The organism is Streptomyces sp. NPDC013157, assembly GCF_042899865.1.
Lineage (GTDB): Bacteria > Actinomycetota > Actinomycetes > Streptomycetales > Streptomycetaceae > Streptomyces.
Genome location: NZ_JBIBAK010000008.1, coordinates 68,915 through 91,485 on the forward strand (window position 1 = coordinate 68,915; position 22,571 = coordinate 91,485).

Sequence of the window (22,571 nt, forward strand, 5' to 3'; positions counted from 1 at the left end):
GCCGGAAGGACCGCACCCGACATGAGCAAGCCGCTGAAGCAGATCCACCTGGCCGCACACTTCCCCGGCGTCAACAACACCACCGTGTGGAGCGACCCGGCCGCCGGCAGCCACATCGAGTTCAGCTCCTTCACGCACTTCGCGAAGACCGCCGAACGCGCCAAGTTCGACTTCCTCTTCCTGGCCGAGGGTCTCCGGCTGCGCGAACAGGGCGGGAAGATATACGACCTGGACGTCGTCGGCCGCCCCGACACCTTCACGGTGCTGGCCGCGCTGGCCGCCGTCACCGAGCACCTCGGGCTGACCGGCACCATCAACTCCACCTTCAACGAGCCCTACGAGGTGGCCCGCCAGTTCGCCAGCCTCGACCACCTCTCCGGCGGCCGGGCCGCCTGGAACGTGGTCACCTCCTGGGACGCCTTCACCGGCGAGAACTTCCGCCGCGGCGGCTTCCTGCCGCAGGACGAGCGCTACTCCCGCGCCAAGGAGTTCCTCGCCACCGCGAACGAGCTCTTCGACTCCTGGCACGGCGACGAGATCCTCGCCGACCAGGCCACCGGCACCTTCCTGAGCGACGCCAGGGCCGGCTCCTTCGTGCACCAGGGCCCGCAGTTCGACATCCACGGCCAGTTCAACGTGCCGCGCTCCCCGCAGGGCCGCCCGGTGGTCTTCCAGGCCGGCGAGTCCGACGAGGGCCGCGAGTTCGCCGCCTCCAGTGCCGACGCGATCTTCAGCCGGTACGCCACCCTCGACGCCGGCCAGGCCTTCTACACCGACGTGAAGTCCCGCCTCGCCAAGTACGGCCGCCGCCCCGAGGACCTGCTGATCCTGCCCGCCGCCAGTTTCGTCCTCGGCGACACCGACGCGGAGGCGGAGGAGATAGCCCACCAGGTGCGGCGCCAGCAGGTCAGCGGCGCGACCGCCCTCAAGCACCTGGAGTTCGTCTGGAACCGGGACCTGTCCTCGTACGACCCGGAGGGCCCGCTGCCCGACGTCGACCCGCTGGTCGGTGAGGAGCACATCTCCCGGGGCCGGGCCCAGGTCCGGATGTACCGCGACCCGGTCGCCATCGCCCGCGAGTGGCGCGAGCTCGCCGAGGCCAACAAGTGGTCGATCCGCGACCTCGTGATCAACACGGGCAACCGGCAGACCTTCGTCGGCTCCCCCGCCACCGTCGCCCGCACCATCAACGACTTCGTGCAGGCCGACGTCTCCGACGGCTTCATCCTGGTCCCGCACATCACCCCCGGCGGCCTCGACACCTTCGCCGACACGGTCGTACCGCTCCTCCAGGAGCAGGGCGTCTTCCGCACCGAGTACGAGGGCACCACCCTGCGCGACCACCTCGGCCTCGCCCACCCCGACGAGCGGCGGGGCGAGCGGGTGGCGTCGTGAGGTTCCTGGCGGTCACCCTGATCGTGCACCGCCCGGATCCGGTCACGGGGAGACGGAAGTCCACCCACGAGCGGTTCCGTGAGGTCCTCGACAACGCCGTGCTCGCCGAGGAGCTGGGCTTCGACGGCTTCGGCGTGGGGGAGCGGCACGAGCGCCCGTTCATCTCCTCCTCGCCGACCGTGGTGCTCAGTCATGTCGCCGCGCTCACCCGGCGCATCCGGCTCTTCACCGCGGTGACCACGCTCAGCCTGCTGGACCCCGTCCGGGCGTACGAGGACTACGCGACCCTCGACCACCTCTCCGAGGGCCGCCTCGACCTGATCATCGGCAAGGGCAACGGCTCCGCCCAGCGCGAGCTGTTCCATGTCACGCCCGAGGACCAGTGGGACCGCAACGCCGAGAGCTACGAGGTGTTCCGGCAGTTGTGGCGGCAGGACAAGGTCACCGCGAAGACCCGGTTCCGGCCGGAGCTGACGGACGCCGAGGTCTGGCCGCGCCCCTACCAGCGGCCGGTCCGGGTCTGGCACGGCAGCGCCACCAGCAAGGAGTCCGTCGACCTCGCGGCCCGCTACGGCGACCCGCTGTTCTCCGCGAACGTCACCAATCCCATAGAGCCGTATGCCGAGTTGATCCGGTACTACCGGGAACGCTGGGCGCACTACGGCCACGACCCGGCGGCCATCGCCGTCGGCGCCGGTACGGCGGGCCTGCTGGTGGCGCCCACCACCCAGCAGGCGCTGGCCGCCTACCGCCCGGTGTTCGAGGCGAACCTGGCCTTCTTCCGCCGGGCCGGACTGCCGGTCGTCTTCGAGACCCTGGAGGACTTCGTCGAACGCAGCTCGGCGCTGATCGGCAGTCCCGAGCAGGTCATCGAGAAAGTGCACCGCTACCACGAGCAGTTCGGGCACACCGTCCTGCATCTCCACGCCGACGCGGGCGGGTTGACGGACACCCAGCACCGCGACTCGCTGGAGCTGTTCCAGTCGGCGGTGGCCCCGGTCCTGCGCAAGGACATCCCCGACCCGCCCTTCCCGTGGGCACCCGTACACCCGGCCGCCGAGGAGCCCGCACATGTCTGACATCCCCCTCGGCGTCCTCGACCTGGTGCCGATCCCGAGCGGCGCCACCGCCGCCGACGCCCTGCGCAACTCCGTCGAACTCGCCCGGCGCACCGAGGAGTTCGGCTACGCCCGCTACTGGTTCGCCGAGCACCACCTCAACCCCGGGGTGGCCGGCACGTCTCCCGCGGTGGTCCTGGCGCTGACCGCCGCCGCGACCTCCACGATCCGGCTCGGCTCCGGCGCCGTACAGCTCGGCCACCGCACGGCGCTGTCCACCGTCGAGGAGTTCGGCCTCCTCGACGCCGTGTACCCGGGCCGCCTCGACCTGGGCCTGGGCCGCTCCGGCGGCCGCCCGCCCGCGGAGAAGGCGACCGCGCCGACGGCGACCCCTGTGGTCGACGGCCGCGCCCCCAACGGTCTGGTCGTCCCGCCCCGCTTCGACTTCGCCCGGCTCATCGGCTCCCCGCGGTTCGCTCTCCACCGCAAGCTGCTCCTGCTGCCGAACGCCGAGTCCCAGGACTACACCGAACAGATCGACGACATCCTCGCTCTGCTGGCCGGGACCTACCGCACCGGGGACGGCGTCGAGGCCCACATCGTTCCCGGTGAGGGGGCCGAGGTCGAGGTGTGGATCCTGGGCAGCAGCGGCGGCGAGAGCGCCCGGGTCGCGGGCGAGCGGGGCCTGCGCTTCGCCGCCAACTACCACGTCAGCCCGGCCACCGTCCTGGAGGCGGTGGACGGCTACCGGGCGCACTTCCAGCCCTCGGACGTCCTCGACAAGCCGTACGTCAGCGTCTCCGCCGACGTCGTGGTCGCGGAGGACGACGCCACCGCCCGCGAACGCGCCACCGGCTACGGCCCCTGGGTCCGCAGCATCCGCACCGCCGAGGGCGCCATTCCCTTCCCCACCCCCGAGGAGGCCCGGGCCCACGTCTGGACCGACGAGGACCGCCAGCTGGTCCGGGACCGCCTCGACACCCAGTTCGTGGGCAGCCCGCAGCACGTCGCCGACCGCCTGGAACAGCTCCAGGAGGCCACCGGCGCCGACGAACTGCTCATCACCACCATCACCCACGACCAGGCCGACCGGGTCCGCTCCTACGAACTCCTCGCGGATGAATGGCGCCGACGCTGAGGCTCACACCTGCGCGGCCACCAGCTCCAGCAGCCGGTGGCCCGCCGCTCCCGAGAACCACTCGGCATGGCCGACGTAGTACTCGTACGCCAGCCGGGCGTTCGCCGGGGACCGGGTGACGCCGTGGAAGTAGTCCAGCTCGGACAGCGCGAACTCGGCGTGGACCAGGGGGAGAAGGGCGGGCAGGGCCGCTGACTCGGCGGCGGTGAGCGGGCGTGTCGACAGGTATCCCCGGAGCAGTTCGACCGCGTGCTTCTCCTGGACCGGGCGGTCGGGGTCCAGCCACTGCACGGTGTTGCGTTCCAGGGCCGTGGCGAGGTCGTGCACTGCGGTGGTGCGGTCGCTCATGCCGAAGTCCAGGACCGTGGCGACCTCGCCGTCCTCGTCCCAGAGGAGGTTCGAGGCGTGCCAGTCGTTGTGGGTCCACAGCGGTGCGAGCGCCGGCAGGTGCGGGGCCAGGCGGTCGTGGAGCGGGAGCAGCACGCGGTGGGTGTCCTCGTGCCAGGGGTGGTCCGCCAGCGCCTCCTCCAGCCGCGGCCGCTCGGACACGTACGAGGTCAGCGCAGCCCACGGGTCCGGCGCCGCGAACACCGTGAACGAGGCGACCAGCGGCTGTACCGAGCGGCGCGGTGCGGCGAAGCCCTCCGCCGCCAGGTGCAGCCGGGCCAGCGCCTCGCCCGCCGCCCGGGCGTGGGCCGTACCGAGGAACGGCGACCAGGACAGCGCGTCCCGGTACAGGTCGGTGCCCGTCCCGGCCGAGTGGACCTCGTACGTCCACTCGCCCCGCTCCACGAGGTCCAGGACCTCCACCACCGGCGCCCCGCGCTCCCGCAGATGGCGCAGGAAGGCGTGCTCCTCCGCCAGCCCCTCCCGGGTCCGCACGGTGGCATGGTGCCGTTTCACGAACAGCCGCCGTCCGTCCCGTTCCACCACGGCCGCCGCCGACAGCGGGCGCGGGCTGCGCCACACCACCCGGGCCGGACCGGTCACGGCCGTGACCTCGGCATCGGTCAGCGGCGGCCAGTCCGGCTCGACCGGTTCGGTGCCCAGACCATGGGCGAGATGCGCACTCACGGCGTCGTCACCGCCGTCGTCCCGCGCAGGGAGTCGAGGATCCGGCGTTCCGTCGCCGCGAACCCCGGTGCCGTGAAGTCGTCGGCGCCGCGCGGCCGGGGCAGCGGGACCCCGACCCGGTCCACCACCGTGGCCGGGCGCGGGGACAGGACGTGCACGGTGTCGGCGAGCAGGACCGCCTCCCGGATGTCGTGGGTGACCAGGACGACCGTCCAGCGGTGCCGCTGCCACATGCCGGCCAGCCACAGCTGCATCTCCGTGCGGGTCAGCGAGTCCAGCGCGCCGAACGGCTCGTCGAGGAGCAGCACCGGCCGCTCCAGGACCACCGTCCGCAGCAGCGCGGCCCGCTGCCGCATGCCTCCGCTGAGCTGCGAGGGATACGCCTTCTGGAAGCCGTCCAGGCCGAAGTCGGCGAACAGCGCGTCGGCCCTCGCCCGCGCCTCCTTCTTCCGCACCCCCTGCGCCTCCAGGCCGAGCGCGGTGTTGTCGAGGACCGTCCGCCAGGGGAACAACAGGTCCTTCTGCGGCATGTAGGCGACCTTGCCGGAGGCCACCCCGGCCGGCTCGCCCTCCACCAGCACCCGTCCGGAGGTCGGCCGGTCGAGCCCGGACACCAGGTTGAACAGGGTGCTCTTGCCGCTGCCGCTCGGGCCGATGACGGCGGCGAACTCACCTGGCTGCACGCTCAGATCGAGGTCCCGCAGGACCTCCAGCGAACCGAAGGACTTGCCCACGCCCGCGATGCGCAGACCGCTCATTTCCCGGCCTTCCGTTCCCAGGGCAGCACCAGCCGCTGCAACAGGTAGGTGGCTCCGAACAGCGCGATGCTGAGTGCGGCCGTCACCGCGACCGCGGCGAACACCAAGTCCGTGCGGAACGCGCTCTTCTGGGCCTGCATGTAGATCCCGAGCCCGGACTCGGCGCCCGCGTACTCGGCGAACACCGCCCCGACCACGGCGTAGGTGATGCTCACCCGCAGCCCGGCGAAGAAGTACGGCATCGCGCTCGGCACCCGCACCAGCCGGAACGCCCGCCACCGCCCGGCGCCCAGCGAGCGCAGCAGCCGCATGGCCTCCCGGTCGGTCGCCGCGAACCCGGCGGCGAGATTGGCGGCCAGCGGGAAGAACGTCGTCAGCGTCACCACCAGCATCTTGGGCAGCAGCCCGAAGCCGAACCAGATGATCAGCAGGGGCGCCACGGCGACGATCGGGATCGTCTGGGATGCGACCAGCAGCGGGTACAGACCCCGGCGGGCGGCGGCGGAGAAGTCCAGCACCACCGCCACCAGCCAGGCCGCCGCGAACGACAGCGCGAAGCCGAGCAGCGTCTCCTGGAGGGTGGGCAGCGTCTGGTCCCACAGGTCCTGGCGGTTCGCCCAGCCCTGCTCCACCACCCGGGCGGGGGAGGGCAGCGTGGTCGGGTCGACCCCGGCCGCCGTCACGTACAGCTGCCAGCCGCCGACCACCACGGCGAGCACCAGCAGGGGCGGCCACAACGACCGCAGTACGGGCCTCACTTGGCGTCCGGGAGGTAGCCGTTGGTGAAGAACGACGAGGTGTCCGGCGCCTCGGTGAGCTTCTTGCCGTTCCCGTCGACGAGAAGGCCTGCGTCGTACTCGAAGTCGGCGAAGGCCTTCCAGCGCGCCGCGCTCTGGGTGCCGATCGTACCGTCGGCGCCCCGGTAGTACTCCTTGGCCAGCAGCTCCGAACTCTCCTTCACCAGCTTTGTGTTGGTGAGCACGCTCTTGTTGCCGGCGATGAGCAGGTCGGCGGCCCGGTCGGGGTTCTCGGCCGCGTAGCGGTACCCCTTGTCGACGGCCGCGAGAAACTTCTTCGCCACCGCCGGGTTCTTCTTCAGGAACTGGTCGGAGGACGCGATCAGCGTGGAGTAGATCGCCGGGAAGCCGTAGTCGGAGAGCTGGAAGTCCTTCAGCGGCTTCCCGCTGAGCTTCGCCTCCAGACCCTCCCAGGTCGGCATCGGCATCGCGAAGTCCGCCTTGCCGGCGTACAGCGCCGCGTAGGCCGAGGTGTTGAGGGTGACCTGCCTGAAGTCGCCCGTGCCGCCCGCGTTCTTGATCACCTTCTGCAGCAGGGGCTTCTCGTAGGGGGCGCCGAACCCGGCGTACGTCCTGCCGTCGAGGTCCTTGGGCGAGGTGATGTCGGTGCGGTCGGCGCGCACCGAGACGGTCACGTCCGTCTTCTGCGTGACGGCGTAGACGGAGGTGATGTCCTGGCCGGCGGCGCGGGCCGTGGTGACCCCCTCCTGGTAGGAGATGCCGAAGTCGGCCTGGTGGCTCGCGATCAGGGTCTCGGGCGCGGTCGAGCCGTAGGGGACGATCTTCAGGTCGATCCCGGCGTCCTTGAACCAGCCCTTGGCCCGGGCGACGTAGATGCCGGTGTGGTTGGTGTTGGGGGTCCAGTCCAGGGCCAGGGTGACACTGGTGGTGCCGTCCTCGGCGGCGGCCGTGGAGTCGGCGTCGGCCGAGCAGGCGGTGGTGACGGCGAGGAACGTCAGGGCGGCGAGGGCCGGCGGCGCGGTGCGGCGGAGCATGGTGGAGGGTCCTTCGTACGGGGGAGGGGAGTCGGGCGGCGGTGCGGGGCGGTCAGGCCCGACACAGCGCGCTGTCCACCCGCTTGAAGTCGACGGCGAGCCGCCGGGTGAGCAGGGTCATGCGGTCACGTCCAGCAGGCTGTTGGTGAAGGACCGGTGCCAGTCGTGGTCGTGCGCGATGGCGCCGTGCTCGGCGAGCCAGTGCGCGTAGGGGCCCATCCGGCCCTCGTCGATCACGCCCCAACGGCCCTGCGGGTCCGTCCACGTCGGTGCGACCAGGGCGAGGGAACGGGCGATGAGCCGACGCGGGAAGTACGGGATGACCCGCTCCAGCATCTCCAGCGTGGCATCGGGGCGCCGGGCGGCGGTGGCGTATCCGCGGGCCGTCACGGTCAGGAAGTCCCTTACCAGTGAGGGCTGTTCGTCGAGCAGTCGCTCGCTCGTGCCCAGCAGGTAGCTGTGGTAGCGGGGCGCGCCTATCTCGTCGACCGGCCAGGTCAGCCGGCTGTGCTCGGGCAGGTCGCCGCGCAGCGCGTCCCAGGACCAGTAGTTGCCGAAGGTCGCGTCCGCCTCGCCGGCCTCGATGTCGTCCACGGTCAGCTCACGGGTCCCCGCGTCGACGGTGATCACCGCGTCCGGGTCGCCGCCGTCCGCCGCGACCAGATGGCGGACCATGGCCCGCCCGCGCGGGGTCGGGTTGTAGGCGAGGCGGCGGCCCGCCAGGTCGCGGGGCCGGGTGATACCGGTCGAGGTCGTGGTCTGGATCGCCTCCAGCCCACGGTGGTTGACCGCGGCGACGGCCACCAGCGGCTGGCCGAGGGCCGCCCGGCGGGCGAGCAGCCGGTTCGGCGGGAAGATCCCGAAGTCCACCTCGCCCCGGGCCAGGTACTCCAGCGTGTCCCCGCGCCCCGGGTCCTGCACCACCAGCTCGACGTCCAGGCCCGCCGCCCCGTACCAGCGGTGGGCACGGGCGACGTACAGACCGGCGGAATTCGGCCATGGATGGAAATAGTCGAGCATGACCCGGATGTGCGGCATGGAGGTACTCCGAAAGCGGCGCGCGGGGGCGCGCGGAGGTGAGCGGGGGTGACGGAGGTGGCGGTCAGCGGGACCGGCGACAGCACGCGCGACAACAACAGGAGCGGGCGGCGTGGCGGAACACCGGGGGCCGCGGCTCGACTGCTGTGGACACGTGAACTCCTACGCGGGGCGCATGGCGCTGCTGGTGCGGTCGGCGTCCCCATGGGGACCGTGCCCGCCATCGCGGCACACGGATCCCAGACGCCCTCTCAGCCCGGTCGGGGAGGGGCTCCCGCGTAGATGGCCGAAACCATAACCGCAGCGGACGGATCCTGTGCAAGCCGGGTCCGGAATATGGGATGCCGGTGACCGGCGCGTGAGATCCACAGCGGCTTGGGGGTGAGGGGGAGGGGGCCTTGTGTGCTGCCGGCTGCGGGTGCGTGGTGGCTGGTCGCGCAGTTCCTCCCCCAGCCTTCGGCCGGGGGTACCCCCAGCGCCCCTCACGGGGTGTCCGCAGCCTTTCAGGCGTGGCCGCGGCACGTATCCCTCCCCCGAAGGTTACGTGCCGCGACCGCTTCCCCGGCGCCGGACAGTGGTCCGACCTCCGCGTCGCGGCCGTGCTGTCACCAGCACATGACCGCTGTCTCCCCCGACCCCCACGTGGAATGGAGACGGACGCGGACGGCATAGCGGCGGCCCTTGACGAGCCTGACCCTGATCCTGGTGTTGTGCGGGGTGCCTCCGTCGTCGTGGCCGGCGAGGTAGCGCGGTTCCCCGTCGCGCTCCTCGAAGACCACGACGACGGAGTCGCTCTCCCCGAAGGTGCCCACGCTGTAGACGCGGGTCTCCGGCGGCTCGACGGCGAAGTCGGCCTGTCCGCCCGGCCCCAGGCTGAGCGGCGCCGAGCGGAACGGCACCAGCACGGACGGCGGCTCGGCGGGCGGGTACCAGCGGAGCACGAACTCCTTGTCGGCCGGGGACAGCGACCCCGGCGGGTACAGGCCGTTGTGGTACTGCTCCGGCTCCAGGACCAGCCCCGGGCCGAAGGGGAACTGCATCACGGACTGCGGGTCCCACACCGAACCGTTGGCCTCGGCCGGATCCAGCGTGCGCAGGATGTTGTAGTGGGTCCGGTCCCGGTTCCAGTGGTTCGGCGGTCCCGCGAGGCCGGCGTAGACCGCCTCGTCGTCCCAGTGGACGCCCGCGAACGGGCTCTGGTGCTCGTGCCGCATCCCGAGCGCGTGCCCGATCTCGTGCAGCGCCGTCCAGCGCCCGTCGGAACCGGTCAGGTCCCAGCCCAGGTTCATGGTGCGCTCACCCGCGCCCATCGAGAGCGCGTCCCGGCCCACCGCCGACCAGGACCCGTCCCCCAGCTGGAAGCCGATCCGCAGCTCCGCCTCGCAGCGGTCGAAGACCTCGGCGAACGTCACCCCGATGCCGAGGTCCTGCCACTCCCGGAAGCACTCGCGCACCACGTCCCGCTGCCCCTCGGCACCGGTCCACGGCACCCGGCGCATCTCCCCGGTCCCCGGGACCGGGATCACCGAGGCGTCCGTGTCGGCGTCGAAGAAGCAGTAGTGCAGAGCCGTGCCGTTGACCCACATCCGCCGCCCGCCGACGAGCGCGCCGAGCCGCTCGGCGGCCAGTCCAGGCGCGAACGCCGGGGCCGGCTGCTGCGGAAGCGAGCAGTAGCGTCGGGTCATGCGCCCAGACTGCCGTTCGACCCTGCCGCACGCCTGAGTCGGAAGCTACTCAAGTCCCCCTGTATCAGAGCTGAGTAACGCGACTCATACTCACGTGACGACCTACGAACAGGATGCGCGAACCCTCGAACTGCCCTGGCCGTTCACCGGCCGGGAGGACGAACTGGAGCTGGTCAGGCGGTCGTCGGTGGCCGGTCGGCAGGGCGTCGTGGTGACCGGGCCGGCCGGCATCGGCAAGACCCGGCTGATCACCGAGGCCGTCCGGGGCACCGACTGCGTCCGGGTCACCGGCACCCCCGAGACCAGCGCCCTCCCGTTCGCGGCGTTCGCGCACCTGCTCTCCGACCGCGTCTCCCTGCCCGGCGCGGTCCGGCACCTGTCCGGGGTACGGCTCCTGGTCGTCGACGACGCCCACCTCCTCGACGAGGCCTCGGCCGCCCTCGTCCACCAGCTCGCCGTGCACGGCCGCCCCCGGCTCGTGGTGGCCGCCACCGGCACGGCACCCGTCCCCGGCGCGGTCTCCCGGCTGTGGACCGGAGAACTCCTCACCCACCTCGCCCTGGAACCGCTGCCGTACGACGAGACCGCCGCGCTGCTCGCCGGCGGCGGCCTGGAACCGCTCACCGTGCGCCGGCTGCACCGGGTGTGCCGGGGCGACCTGCGGCTGCTGCGCGACCTGCTCGGCGCGCTGCGCGAGTCCGGCCCGCTGACCCGGGTCCCGGACACCGGCGAGTGGGCCTGGCGCGGTCCGCTGCCCCTCACCGCGACCGTACGGGACCGGATCGCCCCCCTGCTGGACCGTCAGGGTCAGGGAGAGAGCGACACCCTCGAACGCCTCGCCTTCGCCGAGCCGTTGCCGCTCCACCTCCACGACGCCCTCGACCTGGCCGCTCTCGAACGGCTGGAGACCGACGGCCTCGTCCACGTCGACGACCGGGGCGCCGTCCGCCTCGCCCACCCCCTGCACGGCCCCGCGCTGCGCGCCTCGGCCGGCCGCCTGCGGGCCCGGCGACTGGCCCGCACCCCCGACCGGTGCGAGGCCGCCCTGAAGGACGAACAGGAACAACTGGAGGACCGCATCGAGCAGTTGGACGTACGGGAGGTGCCGGCCCGGGTGGGGGAGTGGCTGGCGGCGGGAGACCTGCCCGTACCGGCCGGGTACGCGGCCGTGCGTGCCCGGTACTCGTGGCTTCGGGGGGAGCTGCGAGAGGCGGCGGCATGGGCGAGGGAGGGACTGCGGGCGGCGCCGGGCGACGCCTCCTGCCGTACCGAACTCGCCCGTGCCGCCGCCGAGTGGGGGGAGGCGGCCGTAGTGCGCGGGGACGGGGGTCTCGCGCACTACGGCGCCGTACGGCTCGGGGAACCCGAGGGCGCCGCTGGCGTCGTGGGGCGGCTGGACGGGGTGCTCGCACAGCACGCGGAGGCGCTCGCCCGCGGCGACGGGCCCGCCCTGGACCGGGCGGCCGAGGCGCTGGCGGCGCGCGGCCTGCTGCTGTTCGCGGCCGAGGCCCACGCCCAGGCGGTCCGCGCCCACCGCGACCCGCGCGCCGCCCGGATGTCCCGCACCCGCGCGGTCGCCCTCGCCCGCCGCTGTCAGGGCGCCCGCACCCGGGCCCTGTCCGGCCTCGTCCTCGGCGGACTCACCGCCCGCCAGCGCCAGATCGTCACCCTCGCCGCCGCGGGCCTCAGCAACCGCCAGATCGCCGAGCAACTGACCCTGTCCGTGCGGACGGTGGGCAACCACCTCTACAGCGCCTACACCCGCCTCGGCGCCAACGACCGCACGGCACTCCCGTGGCTGGTGGCACAGCCGGACCGGCGGTCGGCCTAGCAGGCGGGGGGCGAGGAGCCCGCTCGCGCCGGGTGGCAGCGGCCGCTGAGCTGCGTTCCCGGGTCGTTCTCGGCGGCGACGGCGGTGGCGGAGCGGAGTGTCCCAGCGGTGAGGCTGCCCCAGAGGGCGGCCGGGCCCTGGGAGGCGAGAGCGGTGGTGACCGCCGGGGAGACGGCGAGGCCGAAGCCCGTGGAGAGCTGGAAGCGGGCGAGGGGCGCGTCCCAGGGCTTGGGCCGGGGCGAGGGCGGTGACGAGCGCGGTGGCGCTGCCGGCGTAGACGATCTCGCCGATGGCGCAGACGACGGAGACCGCGGCGACAACCGGGGCACTCCAGCCGCGCCCCAGTGAGGTGGCCGTGAGGAACCCGAGGCAAGAACGATCTGCTGAAGCGTCAGGGCGTCGGCGCGGCACTCGCGTCGGTCTCCGGCGCAGTGACCCTGGCACCGTGCTGGCGGCCGTCCTGCGCTGAACGGCCTCGCCGCCCCCGATCCCCGCTCAGGCCGCCCCGAACGCGGCGAACGCCCACCCCGTCGCCTGGTGGAGCGCGTCGCCCGGCAGCGCGGCCCGGGCGTCGCGCAGCGCCTCCGCCAGCGACAGCCCGGCGCCGAGCCCCTTGTGCAGGGCCAGCATCAGCGGGACCACGGCCGCGTCGTTGACGGGGGCGCTGCTCGCCACCACCCCGGCCGTGCCCAGCGGCAGCAACGCGGTGACCAGGCCCAGGAGTTCGTCGGCGCCGACCGAGGCGAGCCGGGCCGTGTCGCAGCTGGAGAGGATGATCCGGTAGGGGCTGCGGGCGAGGCGCTCGAAGTCGTGCACGATCAGCGGTCCGTCCGCCATCCGCAGCGAGGAGAAGAGCGGGCTGTCCGCGCGGAACGTGCCGTGCGCCGCGATATGGGCGAGCGCGGCGCCGTCCAACTCCTCCAGGACCCGGGGAACCTGGGCCTCGTCGTGCTCCAGGATCCGCGCCGTCGCGTACCGGCCCGCCACTTCGGGTACCTCCGCACCCCCGGTCGCCAGTCCCGGCCCCCGGACCAGCACATGGCGGCCACCCGGCGGCGGCTCGGTCTCCCGGGCCCGCAGCCAGCTCGACGCGGACGGCGACACGCTGAGCACCCGCTCCCGGAAGGCGGGCAGCAGGGCCCAGGGCACCCGGTGCAGCGCGCCCGGCGGCACGACCACCACCGGCCCGGAGCCGAGCTGGTCCGCCGCCGCGCCCAGCAGCAGCTCCTCCAGCCGCTTCCCCGCTGCCTCCACCACCGGCAGCCGCCCCTCCGCACCCGGGTGCGCGAGCCGACGCAGCCCCGCCTGGACGTGCTCCGCCTCCGCGACCGCCTCCGCCAACTGGCCACCCACGAAGCGCCGTACCCGGCCCTGACCGCACAGCAGGATGTGCACCCGGCCGTCCAGGACCGCGAGTTCGACCAGCCGGGCGTCGCCGAGCCGGTCCAGGAGGCGGGCCGGGGCGAAACGGTCGCCGCCGCCGGGGGCGTCACCCCGGGTGTGGTGCGTGCGGGAACGGATCTCCCGTTCCAGGCGCCGCTGTTCACGCTCCAGGGCGGGCACCGGACGGCGTTCGCGGCGGGCCTCCTCCGCGCGGGACGCGATCTCCCGGAACGCGGTCAGTGAGGCGAGCAGGGCAGGGTCCGCGGGCGGCCGGGTGGGCGGGGTGGACAGCACCGTGGCCCGCCAGCGCTCGCTCCACTCCAGGAGCCGGCGCGGGCCGCCGTGCGCGAGGCTCGCCTGCTGGGCCAGCGCGGCCAGTTCGGCACCCTGCGCGGTGGCCCGGGCCCGCAGCTCCGAGGCGCCCAGGGTCATCCGGTGGTCGTCCAGAACGTCGAGGCCGCGCCGGCACGCCTCCAGGACGCCACGGCGCGAACCGGCCGCCCGGGCCCGGAGCGCCTGTGCGGCCCAGCCGGTCATCCGGGCCAGCGGCGGGCCGACGTGCCTGCTGCGCGCGGCCACCGCCAGGTGCCGCTCCGCGTCCGCCGTCCAGCCCAGCGCCAGCGCGATCCGCCCGGCGAGCAGCGAGGCCTCCGGCGCGGCCGGCGCACCGAAGGAGGCCAGCCGGTCGGCGACCGCCGCCGCGTCCTGTACCAGCCGCCCCGACGCGGCCCCGCCCGCCACCCGTGCCTCGATCAGCACCAGCCGCGCATGCGTCTCCCACCAGCTCCGTCGCTGCCCCGAGAACAGCCGTACGGCGACGGCGGCACGGGCGATCGCGGTCTGCGCGTCCCCGGTCGACAGCGCGGACCGGGCGGCGGTCAGCAGCAGTTCGGCCTTGCGGGTGGACTGCCCGCCGATCCGGTCCAGGGTCGCGATCGCCGCGTCCGCCTCGGCCAGCGCCTCCGGGGCCAGCCCGGCCGCCATCAGCACGTCGCAGCGCGCGATGTACAGCATGAACGAGGGCGTGCCCAGCTCGTCGTACCGCTCCTTGGCCTCGGCCAGCAGCCGCAGCGCCGCCGGGATGTCCCCGGACCGGTACGCGGCCAGGCCCCGGTTCTCCACGGCGACCGCCTTGTCGTGCTCCTGGCCCGTCGTCTCCCACAGCAGCTCCGCCGCCGTGAAGTCCGCGTCGGCCCGCTCCACCGCGCCCATCGCCAGATGCACGGTGGCCCGCACGCTCAGCGCCCGCGCGGTCCAGATGACGTCGTCGGCCTGCCGCAGCACCGGTATCGCCCGCCGCAGGTCCTCCAGAGCCTCCCGGTGCCGGCCCAGCACCCAGCCGGCGAACGCCCGCCGGTACAGCACCCGCGCCCGGGTGTGCCCGTTGCCCCGGGCCACCCCGCGGTCCAGCGCGGCCAGTCCCTGCCGGGTGCGCCCCGCGTGCACCAGGGCGACTCCGAGGGTGGCGAGGACGTCCGCCTCCCGATCCGCCGAGTCCGCCCGGGCCGCGAAGTCCCGGGCGCGCCGCAGATGGTCGAGGGCCACGGCCAGGTCCCCGAAGTCCCGCTGCCAGATGCCGATGACCTGGTGCGCGACGGACGCGTCGAGCGGCGGCGGACCGGACCGGAGGACGCTCTCCGCCCGCGCCAGGGCCTCGCCGGGGGCGGCGAACACCATCGGCAGGAGCTCCGTAACCGAATCGCTTCGCGCAGTCACCCCTCGGATGGTAGTGGCCTGGGCATACATGCCCCACAGGTTTGACGCTGTATCAAGCGGAGGCCTGGCGAGTCTGACTGAAGAACGCCGTTTCTGGGGGAGGAGACAGGCCATGGCACCTCAGCGATTCCATGAGCAGTTCGATCAGATCCAGCGCTCCATGCCGGACGTTCCACTGGCGATGGGGCCCGACGACGCGGCCGAGTTCCTGTACGAGAAGGGGGTCGTCCTCGCCCGCGACGGCGCGGAGGCCCGGGTCGTCGAGGACACCGTGCGCGCCCACTTCACCGCCACCGCCGACCTGGTCGCCGACCACGTGCGCAGGGCGGGACCGGAGACCAACCGCACCGGGGTCACCCGTATCCAGGTCGGCGACCCGAACCACGGCGACCGCACCGGCGACCGGGCCGTCGGCCACGCGCTGCGCGCCCTGCGGGAGGCGGAGGGCCGCACCGGACGCCGCATGGTCAGCCGCAACCACATCGTGTCCACCACGGGGAACGCCAACTCCTGCAACCCCTGCGAACCGCTCCCCGCCCTGCTCACCCAGACCCCCAACCCACAGGTCGTGGCGGGGAGTTACGACCCGGACACCGCCGTCAGCGTCCTGGTGATGGACACCGGTCTGGTGCACGACTACCGCTCCTACCCGCTCCTCGCCCGTGTCCAGGGCGACCTGCAGGTCACCGAGACCGACGCCGAGGGCATCCTCCAGCAGTACGTCGGCCACGGCACGTTCATCGCCGGACTCATCGCCGCCCTCGCCCCCAACACCGACATCACCGTCACCAACACCCTCAACGACGCGGGCGCCATCCTGGAGTCCGAGTTCGGCGCCAAGCTCTTCGAGGCGGTCGACCAGCACGGCTGGCCCGACATCATCAGCCTCTCCGCCGGCACCTCGAACGGCAGCGCCGACGGACTGCTCGCCGTCGAGGCCTTCATGGACGCCCTGCGCGACCAGTCCACCCTGCTCGTCGCCGCCGCCGGCAACAACGGCAGCGCCACCCACTTCTGGCCCGCCGCCTGCGCCGACCTGGCCGGCTACGCGGACACGGTCCTCTCGGTCGGCGCGCTGCGCAGCGACGGCGAGTACGGCGCCTGCTTCACCAACCACGGCGGCTGGGTCAAGGTCTACGCCCCCGGCGAGCAGCTCATCGGCGCCATGGCCGGCTTCGACGCACCCGTGCCGTACGTGTACCAGCACACCACCTATGACGCGTGCCGGTTCGGCTTCACCTACGCCTGCACCTGCCAGTACCCGCGCCACACCGGCGTGTTGACCGACACCGGGACGACCGGTCCCGGCAAACCGGACCAAGTGATGTTCGAAGGGTTCGCACAGTGGAGTGGAACATCGTTCGCCACCCCCATCGTGGCCGGCCTCGTCGCCGACCGGATGACCACGCTCAAGGAGACCGACCCGCGCACGGTGCGCGCTCGACTCCTGGAGAGCATCACGGAGTACGCCGAGGTGCGCGGAGCCCACGTACCGGCGCTCCGCCCGGCCACCTGGCAGCCGGTCCCGGTCGTCAGGCTGGCTGCGACGGCCTGAGTTCCGGAACACTCCCCTCCACGGCGTACCATGACTTGCCGTACACGAGGGGTGGGACCGTGGACCGAGCAGAGGTCGGCGCGCTGGTCCGGGCCGCCGTCGACGGCGACGCGGCGGCCTGGAAGGCGCTCGTGGAGGGGCTGAGCCCACTGGTGTGGTCCGTGGTGCGCGCGCACCGGCTCTCCGACGCCGACGGGCACGAGGTGTACCAGACCGTGTGGTTCCGGTTCGCCCAGCACCTGGGCCGCATCCGGGAGCCCGACAAGGCGGGCTCCTGGCTGGCCAGCACGGCACGCAACGAGTGCCTGAAGGTGATCCGGGGGCTGACCCGGCTGCTGCCGACCGACGATCCCCAGGTCCTGGACCGGATCAGCGAGGACCGCACGCCCGAACAGTCCCTGATCGACGCGGAGGACCAGGCGGACGAGGCCGAGCGGATCCGCCTGCTGTGGCAGGAGTTCGAGGAACTCGGCGACCGTTGCAGGCAGTTGCTGCGCGTCCTGATGGCCTCCCCGCCGCCCAGCTATGTCGAGGTGTCCGTCGCGCTGGGCATCGCCGTGGGCAGCATCGGCCCGCTGCGCCAGCGCTGTCTGCGCCGGCTGCGGGCCCGGCTCGACGCGAGGGGTGCGGCGTGAGCGACGACGAGTTCCCGGCCGACGAGGCTTTCGGCGAGGCCGTGGGCGATGCCCTGGGCGACACCTCGGATGACGCCGGCTTCGACGAGGACCTCCTGGAGGAGCTGCGCGGCGCGGCCGCCGTCCTCGACCCGCTCCCGGCCGGGCTGCTCCAACTGGCCATGGACGCCTACCTGCTGCACGACCTGGACGCCCGGGTCGCCGAGCTGACCTTCGACTCCCTGGTCGACGCGATCCCGGTCAGGGGTGTCGAGGACCCGCCCCGGATGCTGACCTTCCAGGCGGGCGAGCTGACCGTGGACGTCGAGGTCACCGACGACGGACTGCTCGGCCAGCTGCTGCCCCCGCAGCCGGCGCGCATCGAGGTGCTCGGCGGCCCGGCCACGGTGCATCCGCTCACGGTCGACGCCATGGGCCGCTTCGCCGGCGACACCCCGCCCACCGGCCCGTTCGCGCTGCGGCTGCGGACGGGCGGGGACGTGATCGTGACGGAGTGGCTGCGGGCCTGAGGCAGGGGGCCCGCGTCACCAGGTGACAGGCAGCGTCCGCGGCCCGCGGATCATCGTCTTCCGCCGCCACTCCACGTCCTCGGCCGGCACCGCGAGCCGTAGCCCCGGCAGCCGGTCGAGGAGGGTGCCGACCAGCAGCTCGGTCTGCAGCCGGGCCAGGACCGCGCCCGTGCAGTAGTGCGTACCGTGACCGAAGGCGAGGTGCGGGTCGGGATCGCGGTCCGGCAGGATGCGGTCCGGGTCGGGGAAGACGGCCGGGTCGCGGTTGGCGGCGAGGTAGGAGACGTACACCGGATCGCCGGCCGCGATCCGGGTGCCGTCGCTCAGCTCGACGTCCTCCAGGGCGATCCGGGCGAGCCCGACCGTGCTGCGGTGCGGGATCCAGCGCAGCAGTTCGTCCAGGACCGGGCCGCGCTCCGCCGGCCGCTCCCGCATCCGCGCCATCAGCTCCGGCCGTGTCAGCATCAGGAAGAGCATCTGCCCGCAGTTGTGGGTGACCGCCTCGCCGCCGATCTGCAGCGGACCGGCCAGCCCCACGGCCTCCTCCGCACCGATCTCGCCCCGGGCCACGGCACCGCCGAGCAACGAGTACACGTCCTCGCCCGCGCCGCCGGCCCGCGCGCGTACCGTCTCGGTGATCCAGCCGTACAGCCCCCGCTTGGCCGCGTCGGCGGCCTCGGCCCCGCCCGCGGTGGAGATGATCTGCCGGGTCCAGGCGTGCACCCGCTCCCGGTCCGCCTCCGGCACCCCCATCACCTCGCTGACCACGGTGATCGGGAACGGCTCCAGCACCCGCTCGACCAGGTCGGCGGGCGGCCCGTCCCGTACGATCCCGTCGACCAGCCCGTCGAGGATCTCCTGCGCCCGGGGCCGCAGCTCCTTCATCGCGCCCACCGTGAAGGCACCGGCGAGCGGCTTGCGCAGCCGGTTGTGGTCGGGCTGGTCGGCCCAGGCCAGCGAGCCCGGACGGGGCTGGAAGTGCGGGGCCAGCCGGGTCACCTGACGCCGGGTGACCTCGGCGCGGCTGAACCGCGGGTCGTTGGTGACGGTCCTGACGTCCTCGTAGCGGGTCGCGAGCCATGCCCAGCCCTCGCCGTACGGCAGCCGGATCCGGGTCACCGGCCCGTCCGCCATCAGGGCCGCGAGGACCGGGTCGAAGTCCGTCCCCGGCAGTTCGAGCGCGGGCCAGTCCCGCACCGGAGGCGCGGCCTCGCAGTCGGGCGGCAGCGGCCCCGTCGCCGTGGGCGCGGCCGGCTCCGTGGTCGTGGTGGGCGCGGGGGTCTCCGTGGTCATGTCTCCACGGTCGTACGGCCCTCACCCCCGTGTCCTGCCGGAATGCTCCAGGCGGAGGGGCGCGGGGGTCAGCGCCCGGCGGCGTCCACGAGCGCGGCGAGGGCGGCGGCGAGCCGGTCCGCTCCCGGGCCCGCCGGGCCGCCGGGCTCGGTCATGTAGAGGTCCCGCCGGATCTCGACCATCAGCGCGGCGACCCGCCCGTCCGTCCCGTAGAACTCCAGCGGCACGTAGGTCCCGCCGAACGGGCTGTCCAGCCCCGTCTCCCCGCAGCCCGCGAACGCCTTGCGGGCGGCCTCCGTCAGCTCGGCCGGGGTGTGGAAGGCGTCCGTGCCCAGACACACCGGCGGCCGCGGCCCGGCCCCGTGCAGCTCGTAGGGCAGCGCCCGGCTCGGATAGGAGTGCACGTCGATCACCACGGCCCGCCCGGTCGCGGCCAGCCGCCCGGCGACGGCCTCCGTCATCGCCCGCGCGTACGGCCGGAAGTACCGCTCGACCAGCGGCCCGGAGGCGTACGGCTCGTCCCGGAGCACACCCCGGTGCGTGGTCCGCGTGTACACGGCCCCCATGCCGACGGCGAGCATCTCCTCGCGTTCGTCCGGGAACCGCTCCGGGTCCACCACCAGCCGCGACAGCCGGTTGACGAACCGCCAGGGGGCCACCCCGGCCAGCCCGGCCGCGGCCGCCGCGATCTCGGCGGTGTGCGCGTCCGTGATGTGGTCCAGCTCCCGCTCCAGGCCGGCATCGTCGAGCACGATGCCCGCCCGGACGTCGGCCGGGATCGCCCGCGCCGAGTGCGGCACATGAAGGATCACGGGCGACGCGTCGGCGCCCGGCAGGAGTGCGTACGACGGCTGGGACACGCGCGGCTCCCGGGACGTTGTCGGTGGCAGGGTGCAGGATCAAGGTGTCACATCGACGACGGACGGGGGCGGGGCATGACGGTTCCCGTCCCGCTCCGCGAGCGCATGGAGGCGGACCCCCGCCCTCGGCGAGCCCTCAGCCGAGCAGCTCCCGCACCAGCGCACCCACCTGTTCCGTCTCGATCAGGAAGCCGTCGTGGCCGTACGGCGACTCGACCACCCGGAGCCGGTCCGCGGACGGGATCAGCGCCGCCAACTCGGCCTGCTGCGCCGGGGGATAGAGCCGGTCGGAGTCCACGCCCGCCACCAGGGTGCGGGCCGTGACCCGGCCGAGGGCCGCGCGCACCCCGCCCCGGTCGCGGCCGACGTCATGGGCGTTCATCGCCTCCGACAGCACCACGTAACTGCCCGCGTCGAACCGCTGTACCAGCTTCGCCGCATGGTGGTCGAGGTACGACTCGACCTGGTAGCGGCCGCCGGCGAAGGGGTTCTCGGCGTGCTGCGGGGTCCTGCCGAAGCGGATCGCGAGCTCGGGTTCGCTGCGGTAGGTGACATGGGCGATCCGGCGGGCCAGGCCCAGGCCGGTGTGCGGGGCGCGTCCGGTGCCGTGGTAGTCGCCGCCCTGCCAGTCGGGGTCGGTTCGGATCGCGGTGAGCTGGACGGCCGACCACGCGATCTGCTCCGCGCTCGCCGCCGCCGTCGTGGCGAGCAGCAGCAGGGCCCCCACCCGCTCCGGGGACGACACCGCCCACTCCACGGCCCGCATCCCGCCCATCGAGCCACCGACGACCAGCGCCCACCGCCCGATGCCCAGGGCGTCGGCCAGCCCGGCCTCGGCGGCGACCTGGTCGCGCTGGGTCAGGAAGGGGAAGGCACCGCCCCAGGCCCCACGTCCGTCGGCTCGCCGCGTGGCCGGTCCGGTGCTGCCCTGGCAGCCGCCCAGGACGTTCGGGGCGACGACGAACCAGCGGTCGGTGTCCAGCGCCAGCCCCGGCCCGATCAAGCCCTCCCACCAGCCCGGGGCCGGATGCCCCGGACCGGCGGGCCCGGCGACATGACTGTCCCCGGTGAGCGCGTGCAGCACGAGCACGGCGTTGCCGGCGTCCGGGGCGAGCCGTCCCCAGGTCTCGAACGCCAGCCGCACGCCGGGAAGTTCACCGCCCGCCTCCAGCGGCAGCGGCTTCTCCGCCGCGTACCACCGACGGCGGCCCGGCGGATCCCCCTCCCGCCAGGCCCCGCGGACCGGCGGAAGGGGGAGGGGAACCTCGGGATGCGGTGCGGCGTTCAGGACGCCGCACCCTTGGCCGCGCGGAATCCGGCCTCCAGGTCGGCCTTGAGGTCGGCGAGGTTCTCGATGCCGACCGACAGGCGCACCAGGCCCGGCGAGGTCCCGGTCGCCGCCAGCTGCTCCTCGTCCAGCTGGCTGTGGGTGGTGGACGCCGGGTGGATGATCAGGCTGCGGACGTCACCGATGTTGGCGAGGTGGCTGAACAGCTCGACCGCGTCCACGAACCGCTTGCCCGCCTCGATCCCGTCCCGCAGCTCGAAGGAGACGATCGCGCCGGCGCCGCGCGGCAGGTACTTCTGTCCCGCCGCGTACCAGCGGCTGGACGGCAGGCCCGGATAGTGGACGGCGGCGACCTCGTCGCGCTGCTCCAGCCACTCGGCCAGCGCCTGCGCGTTGGCCGAGTGCCGCTCCAGCCGCAGGCTCAGCGTCTCCACGCCCTGCAGCAGCAGGAACGCCGAGTGCGGGGAGAGCGCCGGGCCGAGGTCGCGCAGCAGCTGGACCCGCAGCTTGACCGCGTACGCCCCCGGACCGAGCGCCGGCCAGTAGCGCAGACCGTGGTAGCTGGGGTCGGGCTCGGTGAAGTCGGGGAAGAGGTCGGAGTGCGCACCGAAGTCGAAGGTCCCGCCGTCGACGACCACGCCCGCGATCGCCGTGCCGTGCCCGCCGAGGAACTTGGTCGCCGAGTGCACCACGATGTCCGCACCGTGCTCAAGAGGCCGCAGCAGGTAGGGAGTCGGGACCGTGTTGTCCACGATCAGCGGCACGCCCGCCGCGTGCGCCACGTCCGCGACCGCTCGCACGTCGAGCACGTTGCCGCGCGGGTTGCCCAGGGTCTCCGCGAACAGCGCCTTGGTGTTCGGCCGGACGGCGGCCCGCCAGGCCTCGGCGTCGTCCGGGTCGTCCACGAAGGACACCCCGATGCCGAACCTCGGCAGCGTGTGCCGGAACAGGTTGTAGGTGCCCCCGTACAACGACGTGCTCGAGACGATGTGGTCGCCCGCACCGGCCAGCGTCAGGATCGCCAGCGTCTCGGCGGCCTGCCCGGACGACAGTGCGACCGCCGCGACCCCGCCCTCCAGGGCGGCGATCCGCTGCTCGAAGACGTCCTGGGTGGGGTTGTGGATGCGGGTGTAGATGTTCCCGGGCTCGGCGAGCGAGAACAGGTCGGCGGCGTGCTGGGTGTCCCGGAACACGAACGACGTCGTCTGGTAGATCGGCGTCGCCCGGGCGCCGGTCGCCGGGTCCGGCGCGGCCCCGGCGTGGATCTGCCGGGTCTCGAACGACCAGGCCGAGACGTCGGGCCCGGCGGGCGCCTCCTCGGGCGTGTGACCGGCGGTGACGGAGTCGATGGGCTGGCTCATGGTGCTGCTCCTCGTGCGGAAGGGCACGACGGCGTGCGCGTACGGGCACGCGTCGGCAGAACAAAGGAGGGGAAGGGCGAGGGGGCCGGAGCGTCAGCTCTCGGCGCGACACCCCGTGGTGGTGACACGCACGTGGTCGACGTGGCGTCGGGTCACAAGCACCGTCATGGGTCGAGCGAACCACAGCAGGTCACGGTGGAAC

General features: G+C 73.5%; 18 protein-coding genes and 1 pseudogene. 7 read left to right on the forward strand and 12 right to left on the reverse strand.

Annotated elements, in window-relative coordinates; genetic code table 11:
* Nucleotides 1-21 precede the first annotated feature (21 nt).
* From ACFY6U_RS23945 to ACFY6U_RS23955, 3 genes are read left to right on the forward strand one after another with little or no spacing between them, the layout of a single operon-like run.
* Nucleotides 22-1,395 (forward strand): NtaA/DmoA family FMN-dependent monooxygenase, encoded by a 1,374-nt coding sequence (locus ACFY6U_RS23945; RefSeq protein ID WP_390041239.1) that lies wholly within the window; start codon nt 22-24, stop codon nt 1,393-1,395.
* On the forward strand, nt 1,392-2,474 hold the full coding sequence (locus ACFY6U_RS23950) for an LLM class flavin-dependent oxidoreductase (RefSeq protein WP_390041241.1): 1,083 nt from the start codon (nt 1,392-1,394) through the stop codon (nt 2,472-2,474). Before ACFY6U_RS23945 ends, ACFY6U_RS23950 begins: the two co-directional genes overlap by 4 nt.
* Complete coding sequence (locus tag ACFY6U_RS23955) at nt 2,467-3,591, forward strand: LLM class flavin-dependent oxidoreductase (RefSeq protein WP_390041243.1); 1,125 nt, start codon at nt 2,467-2,469, stop codon at nt 3,589-3,591. The genes ACFY6U_RS23950 and ACFY6U_RS23955 overlap by 8 nt, the downstream gene beginning before the upstream one ends.
* Before the next feature lie 3 nt (nt 3,592-3,594).
* Here the strand turns inward: ACFY6U_RS23955 and ACFY6U_RS23960 are convergent, their stop codons facing one another.
* From ACFY6U_RS23960 to ACFY6U_RS23985, 6 genes are all read right to left on the reverse strand, one after another.
* Nucleotides 3,595-4,665 carry a phosphotransferase enzyme family protein gene (locus ACFY6U_RS23960; RefSeq protein ID WP_390041245.1) on the reverse strand — a complete coding sequence of 357 codons (1,071 nt, stop codon included), beginning with the start codon at nt 4,663-4,665 and terminating at the stop codon, nt 3,595-3,597.
* Nucleotides 4,662-5,423, reverse strand: coding sequence for an ABC transporter ATP-binding protein (locus tag ACFY6U_RS23965; protein ID WP_390041247.1), 762 nt, complete (start codon nt 5,421-5,423; stop codon nt 4,662-4,664). The genes ACFY6U_RS23960 and ACFY6U_RS23965 overlap by 4 nt, the downstream gene beginning before the upstream one ends.
* Nucleotides 5,420-6,181, reverse strand: a complete 762-nt coding sequence (locus tag ACFY6U_RS23970) for an ABC transporter permease (protein WP_390041249.1) — start codon at nt 6,179-6,181, stop codon at nt 5,420-5,422. The genes ACFY6U_RS23965 and ACFY6U_RS23970 overlap by 4 nt, the downstream gene beginning before the upstream one ends.
* Complete coding sequence (locus ACFY6U_RS23975; RefSeq protein WP_390041251.1) at nt 6,178-7,215, reverse strand: ABC transporter substrate-binding protein; 1,038 nt, start codon at nt 7,213-7,215, stop codon at nt 6,178-6,180. The genes ACFY6U_RS23970 and ACFY6U_RS23975 overlap by 4 nt, the downstream gene beginning before the upstream one ends.
* Before the next feature lie 117 nt (nt 7,216-7,332).
* Nucleotides 7,333-8,253 carry an ABC transporter substrate-binding protein gene (locus tag ACFY6U_RS23980; protein ID WP_390041252.1) on the reverse strand — a complete coding sequence of 307 codons (921 nt, stop codon included), beginning with the start codon at nt 8,251-8,253 and terminating at the stop codon, nt 7,333-7,335.
* A 605-nt stretch (nt 8,254-8,858) separates the two neighbouring features.
* Nucleotides 8,859-9,938, reverse strand: coding sequence for a M12 family metallopeptidase (locus tag ACFY6U_RS23985; RefSeq protein WP_390041254.1), 1,080 nt, complete (start codon nt 9,936-9,938; stop codon nt 8,859-8,861).
* 94 nt (nt 9,939-10,032) lie between these two features.
* Between ACFY6U_RS23985 and ACFY6U_RS23990 the strand changes: the two genes are divergently transcribed.
* Nucleotides 10,033-11,769 carry a LuxR C-terminal-related transcriptional regulator gene (locus tag ACFY6U_RS23990; protein WP_390041256.1) on the forward strand — a complete coding sequence of 579 codons (1,737 nt, stop codon included), beginning with the start codon at nt 10,033-10,035 and terminating at the stop codon, nt 11,767-11,769.
* On the opposite strand, the pseudogene ACFY6U_RS23995 reads toward ACFY6U_RS23990, so the two are convergent.
* Together ACFY6U_RS23995 and ACFY6U_RS24000 are read right to left on the reverse strand one after the other, a co-directional pair.
* Nucleotides 11,766-12,144 (reverse strand): annotated as a pseudogene (locus ACFY6U_RS23995) (MFS transporter); the annotation flags it as partial. The gene ACFY6U_RS23990 and the pseudogene ACFY6U_RS23995 overlap by 4 nt on opposite strands.
* A gap of 120 nt (nt 12,145-12,264) precedes the next feature.
* The gene (locus ACFY6U_RS24000; protein WP_390041258.1) at nt 12,265-14,829 is read right to left on the reverse strand and encodes a CHAT domain-containing protein; all 2,565 of its coding nucleotides are present in this window, start codon (nt 14,827-14,829) and stop codon (nt 12,265-12,267) included.
* Between the two features lie 151 nt (nt 14,830-14,980).
* Between ACFY6U_RS24000 and ACFY6U_RS24005 the strand changes: the two genes are divergently transcribed.
* From ACFY6U_RS24005 to ACFY6U_RS24015, 3 genes are read left to right on the forward strand one after another with little or no spacing between them, the layout of a single operon-like run.
* Nucleotides 14,981-16,423: a S8/S53 family peptidase gene (locus tag ACFY6U_RS24005; RefSeq protein ID WP_390041260.1), complete on the forward strand. Its 1,443-nt coding sequence runs from the start codon at nt 14,981-14,983 to the stop codon at nt 16,421-16,423.
* A 35-nt stretch (nt 16,424-16,458) separates the two neighbouring features.
* On the forward strand, nt 16,459-17,058 hold the full coding sequence (locus tag ACFY6U_RS24010; RefSeq protein ID WP_390041262.1) for an RNA polymerase sigma factor: 600 nt from the start codon (nt 16,459-16,461) through the stop codon (nt 17,056-17,058).
* A 41-nt stretch (nt 17,059-17,099) separates the two neighbouring features.
* Entirely contained in the window at nt 17,100-17,567 is a 468-nt protein-coding gene (locus ACFY6U_RS24015) for a hypothetical protein (RefSeq protein WP_390041755.1), read from the forward strand.
* 15 nt (nt 17,568-17,582) lie between these two features.
* Here the strand turns inward: ACFY6U_RS24015 and ACFY6U_RS24020 are convergent, their stop codons facing one another.
* The 4 genes from ACFY6U_RS24020 to ACFY6U_RS24035 form a co-directional block, all read right to left on the reverse strand.
* Entirely contained in the window at nt 17,583-18,860 is a 1,278-nt protein-coding gene (locus tag ACFY6U_RS24020) for a cytochrome P450 (protein WP_390041264.1), read from the reverse strand.
* Nucleotides 18,861-18,928: 68 nt separating this feature from the next.
* Nucleotides 18,929-19,720, reverse strand: a complete 792-nt coding sequence (locus ACFY6U_RS24025) for an N-formylglutamate amidohydrolase (protein ID WP_390041266.1) — start codon at nt 19,718-19,720, stop codon at nt 18,929-18,931.
* A gap of 136 nt (nt 19,721-19,856) precedes the next feature.
* The gene (locus tag ACFY6U_RS24030; protein WP_390041757.1) at nt 19,857-21,008 is read right to left on the reverse strand and encodes a homoserine O-acetyltransferase; all 1,152 of its coding nucleotides are present in this window, start codon (nt 21,006-21,008) and stop codon (nt 19,857-19,859) included.
* A complete protein-coding gene (locus ACFY6U_RS24035) occupies nt 21,005-22,369 on the reverse strand; it encodes a bifunctional o-acetylhomoserine/o-acetylserine sulfhydrylase (RefSeq protein WP_390041268.1) in 1,365 nt (454 codons plus the stop codon). The genes ACFY6U_RS24030 and ACFY6U_RS24035 overlap by 4 nt, the downstream gene beginning before the upstream one ends.
* Between the last annotated feature and the right edge of the window lie 202 nt (nt 22,370-22,571).

Bases quoted from the DNA above. Each gene is read 5' to 3' on its own strand.
- ACFY6U_RS24020 (WP_390041264.1), bottom strand. From the start codon at position 18,860: ATGACCACGGAGACCCCCGCGCCCACCACGACCACGGAGCCGGCCGCG.
- ACFY6U_RS23965 (WP_390041247.1), bottom strand. From the start codon at position 5,423: ATGAGCGGTCTGCGCATCGCGGGCGTGGGCAAGTCCTTCGGTTCGCTG.
- ACFY6U_RS23975 (WP_390041251.1), bottom strand. From the start codon at position 7,215: ATGCTCCGCCGCACCGCGCCGCCGGCCCTCGCCGCCCTGACGTTCCTC.
- ACFY6U_RS23945 (WP_390041239.1), top strand. From the start codon at position 22: ATGAGCAAGCCGCTGAAGCAGATCCACCTGGCCGCACACTTCCCCGGC.
- ACFY6U_RS24035 (WP_390041268.1), bottom strand. From the start codon at position 22,369: ATGAGCCAGCCCATCGACTCCGTCACCGCCGGTCACACGCCCGAGGAG.
- ACFY6U_RS23980 (WP_390041252.1), bottom strand. From the start codon at position 8,253: ATGCCGCACATCCGGGTCATGCTCGACTATTTCCATCCATGGCCGAAT.
- ACFY6U_RS23985 (WP_390041254.1), bottom strand. From the start codon at position 9,938: ATGACCCGACGCTACTGCTCGCTTCCGCAGCAGCCGGCCCCGGCGTTC.
- ACFY6U_RS24000 (WP_390041258.1), bottom strand. From the start codon at position 14,829: ATGGTGTTCGCCGCCCCCGGCGAGGCCCTGGCGCGGGCGGAGAGCGTC.
- ACFY6U_RS23955 (WP_390041243.1), top strand. From the start codon at position 2,467: ATGTCTGACATCCCCCTCGGCGTCCTCGACCTGGTGCCGATCCCGAGC.
- ACFY6U_RS24005 (WP_390041260.1), top strand. From the start codon at position 14,981: ATGGCACCTCAGCGATTCCATGAGCAGTTCGATCAGATCCAGCGCTCC.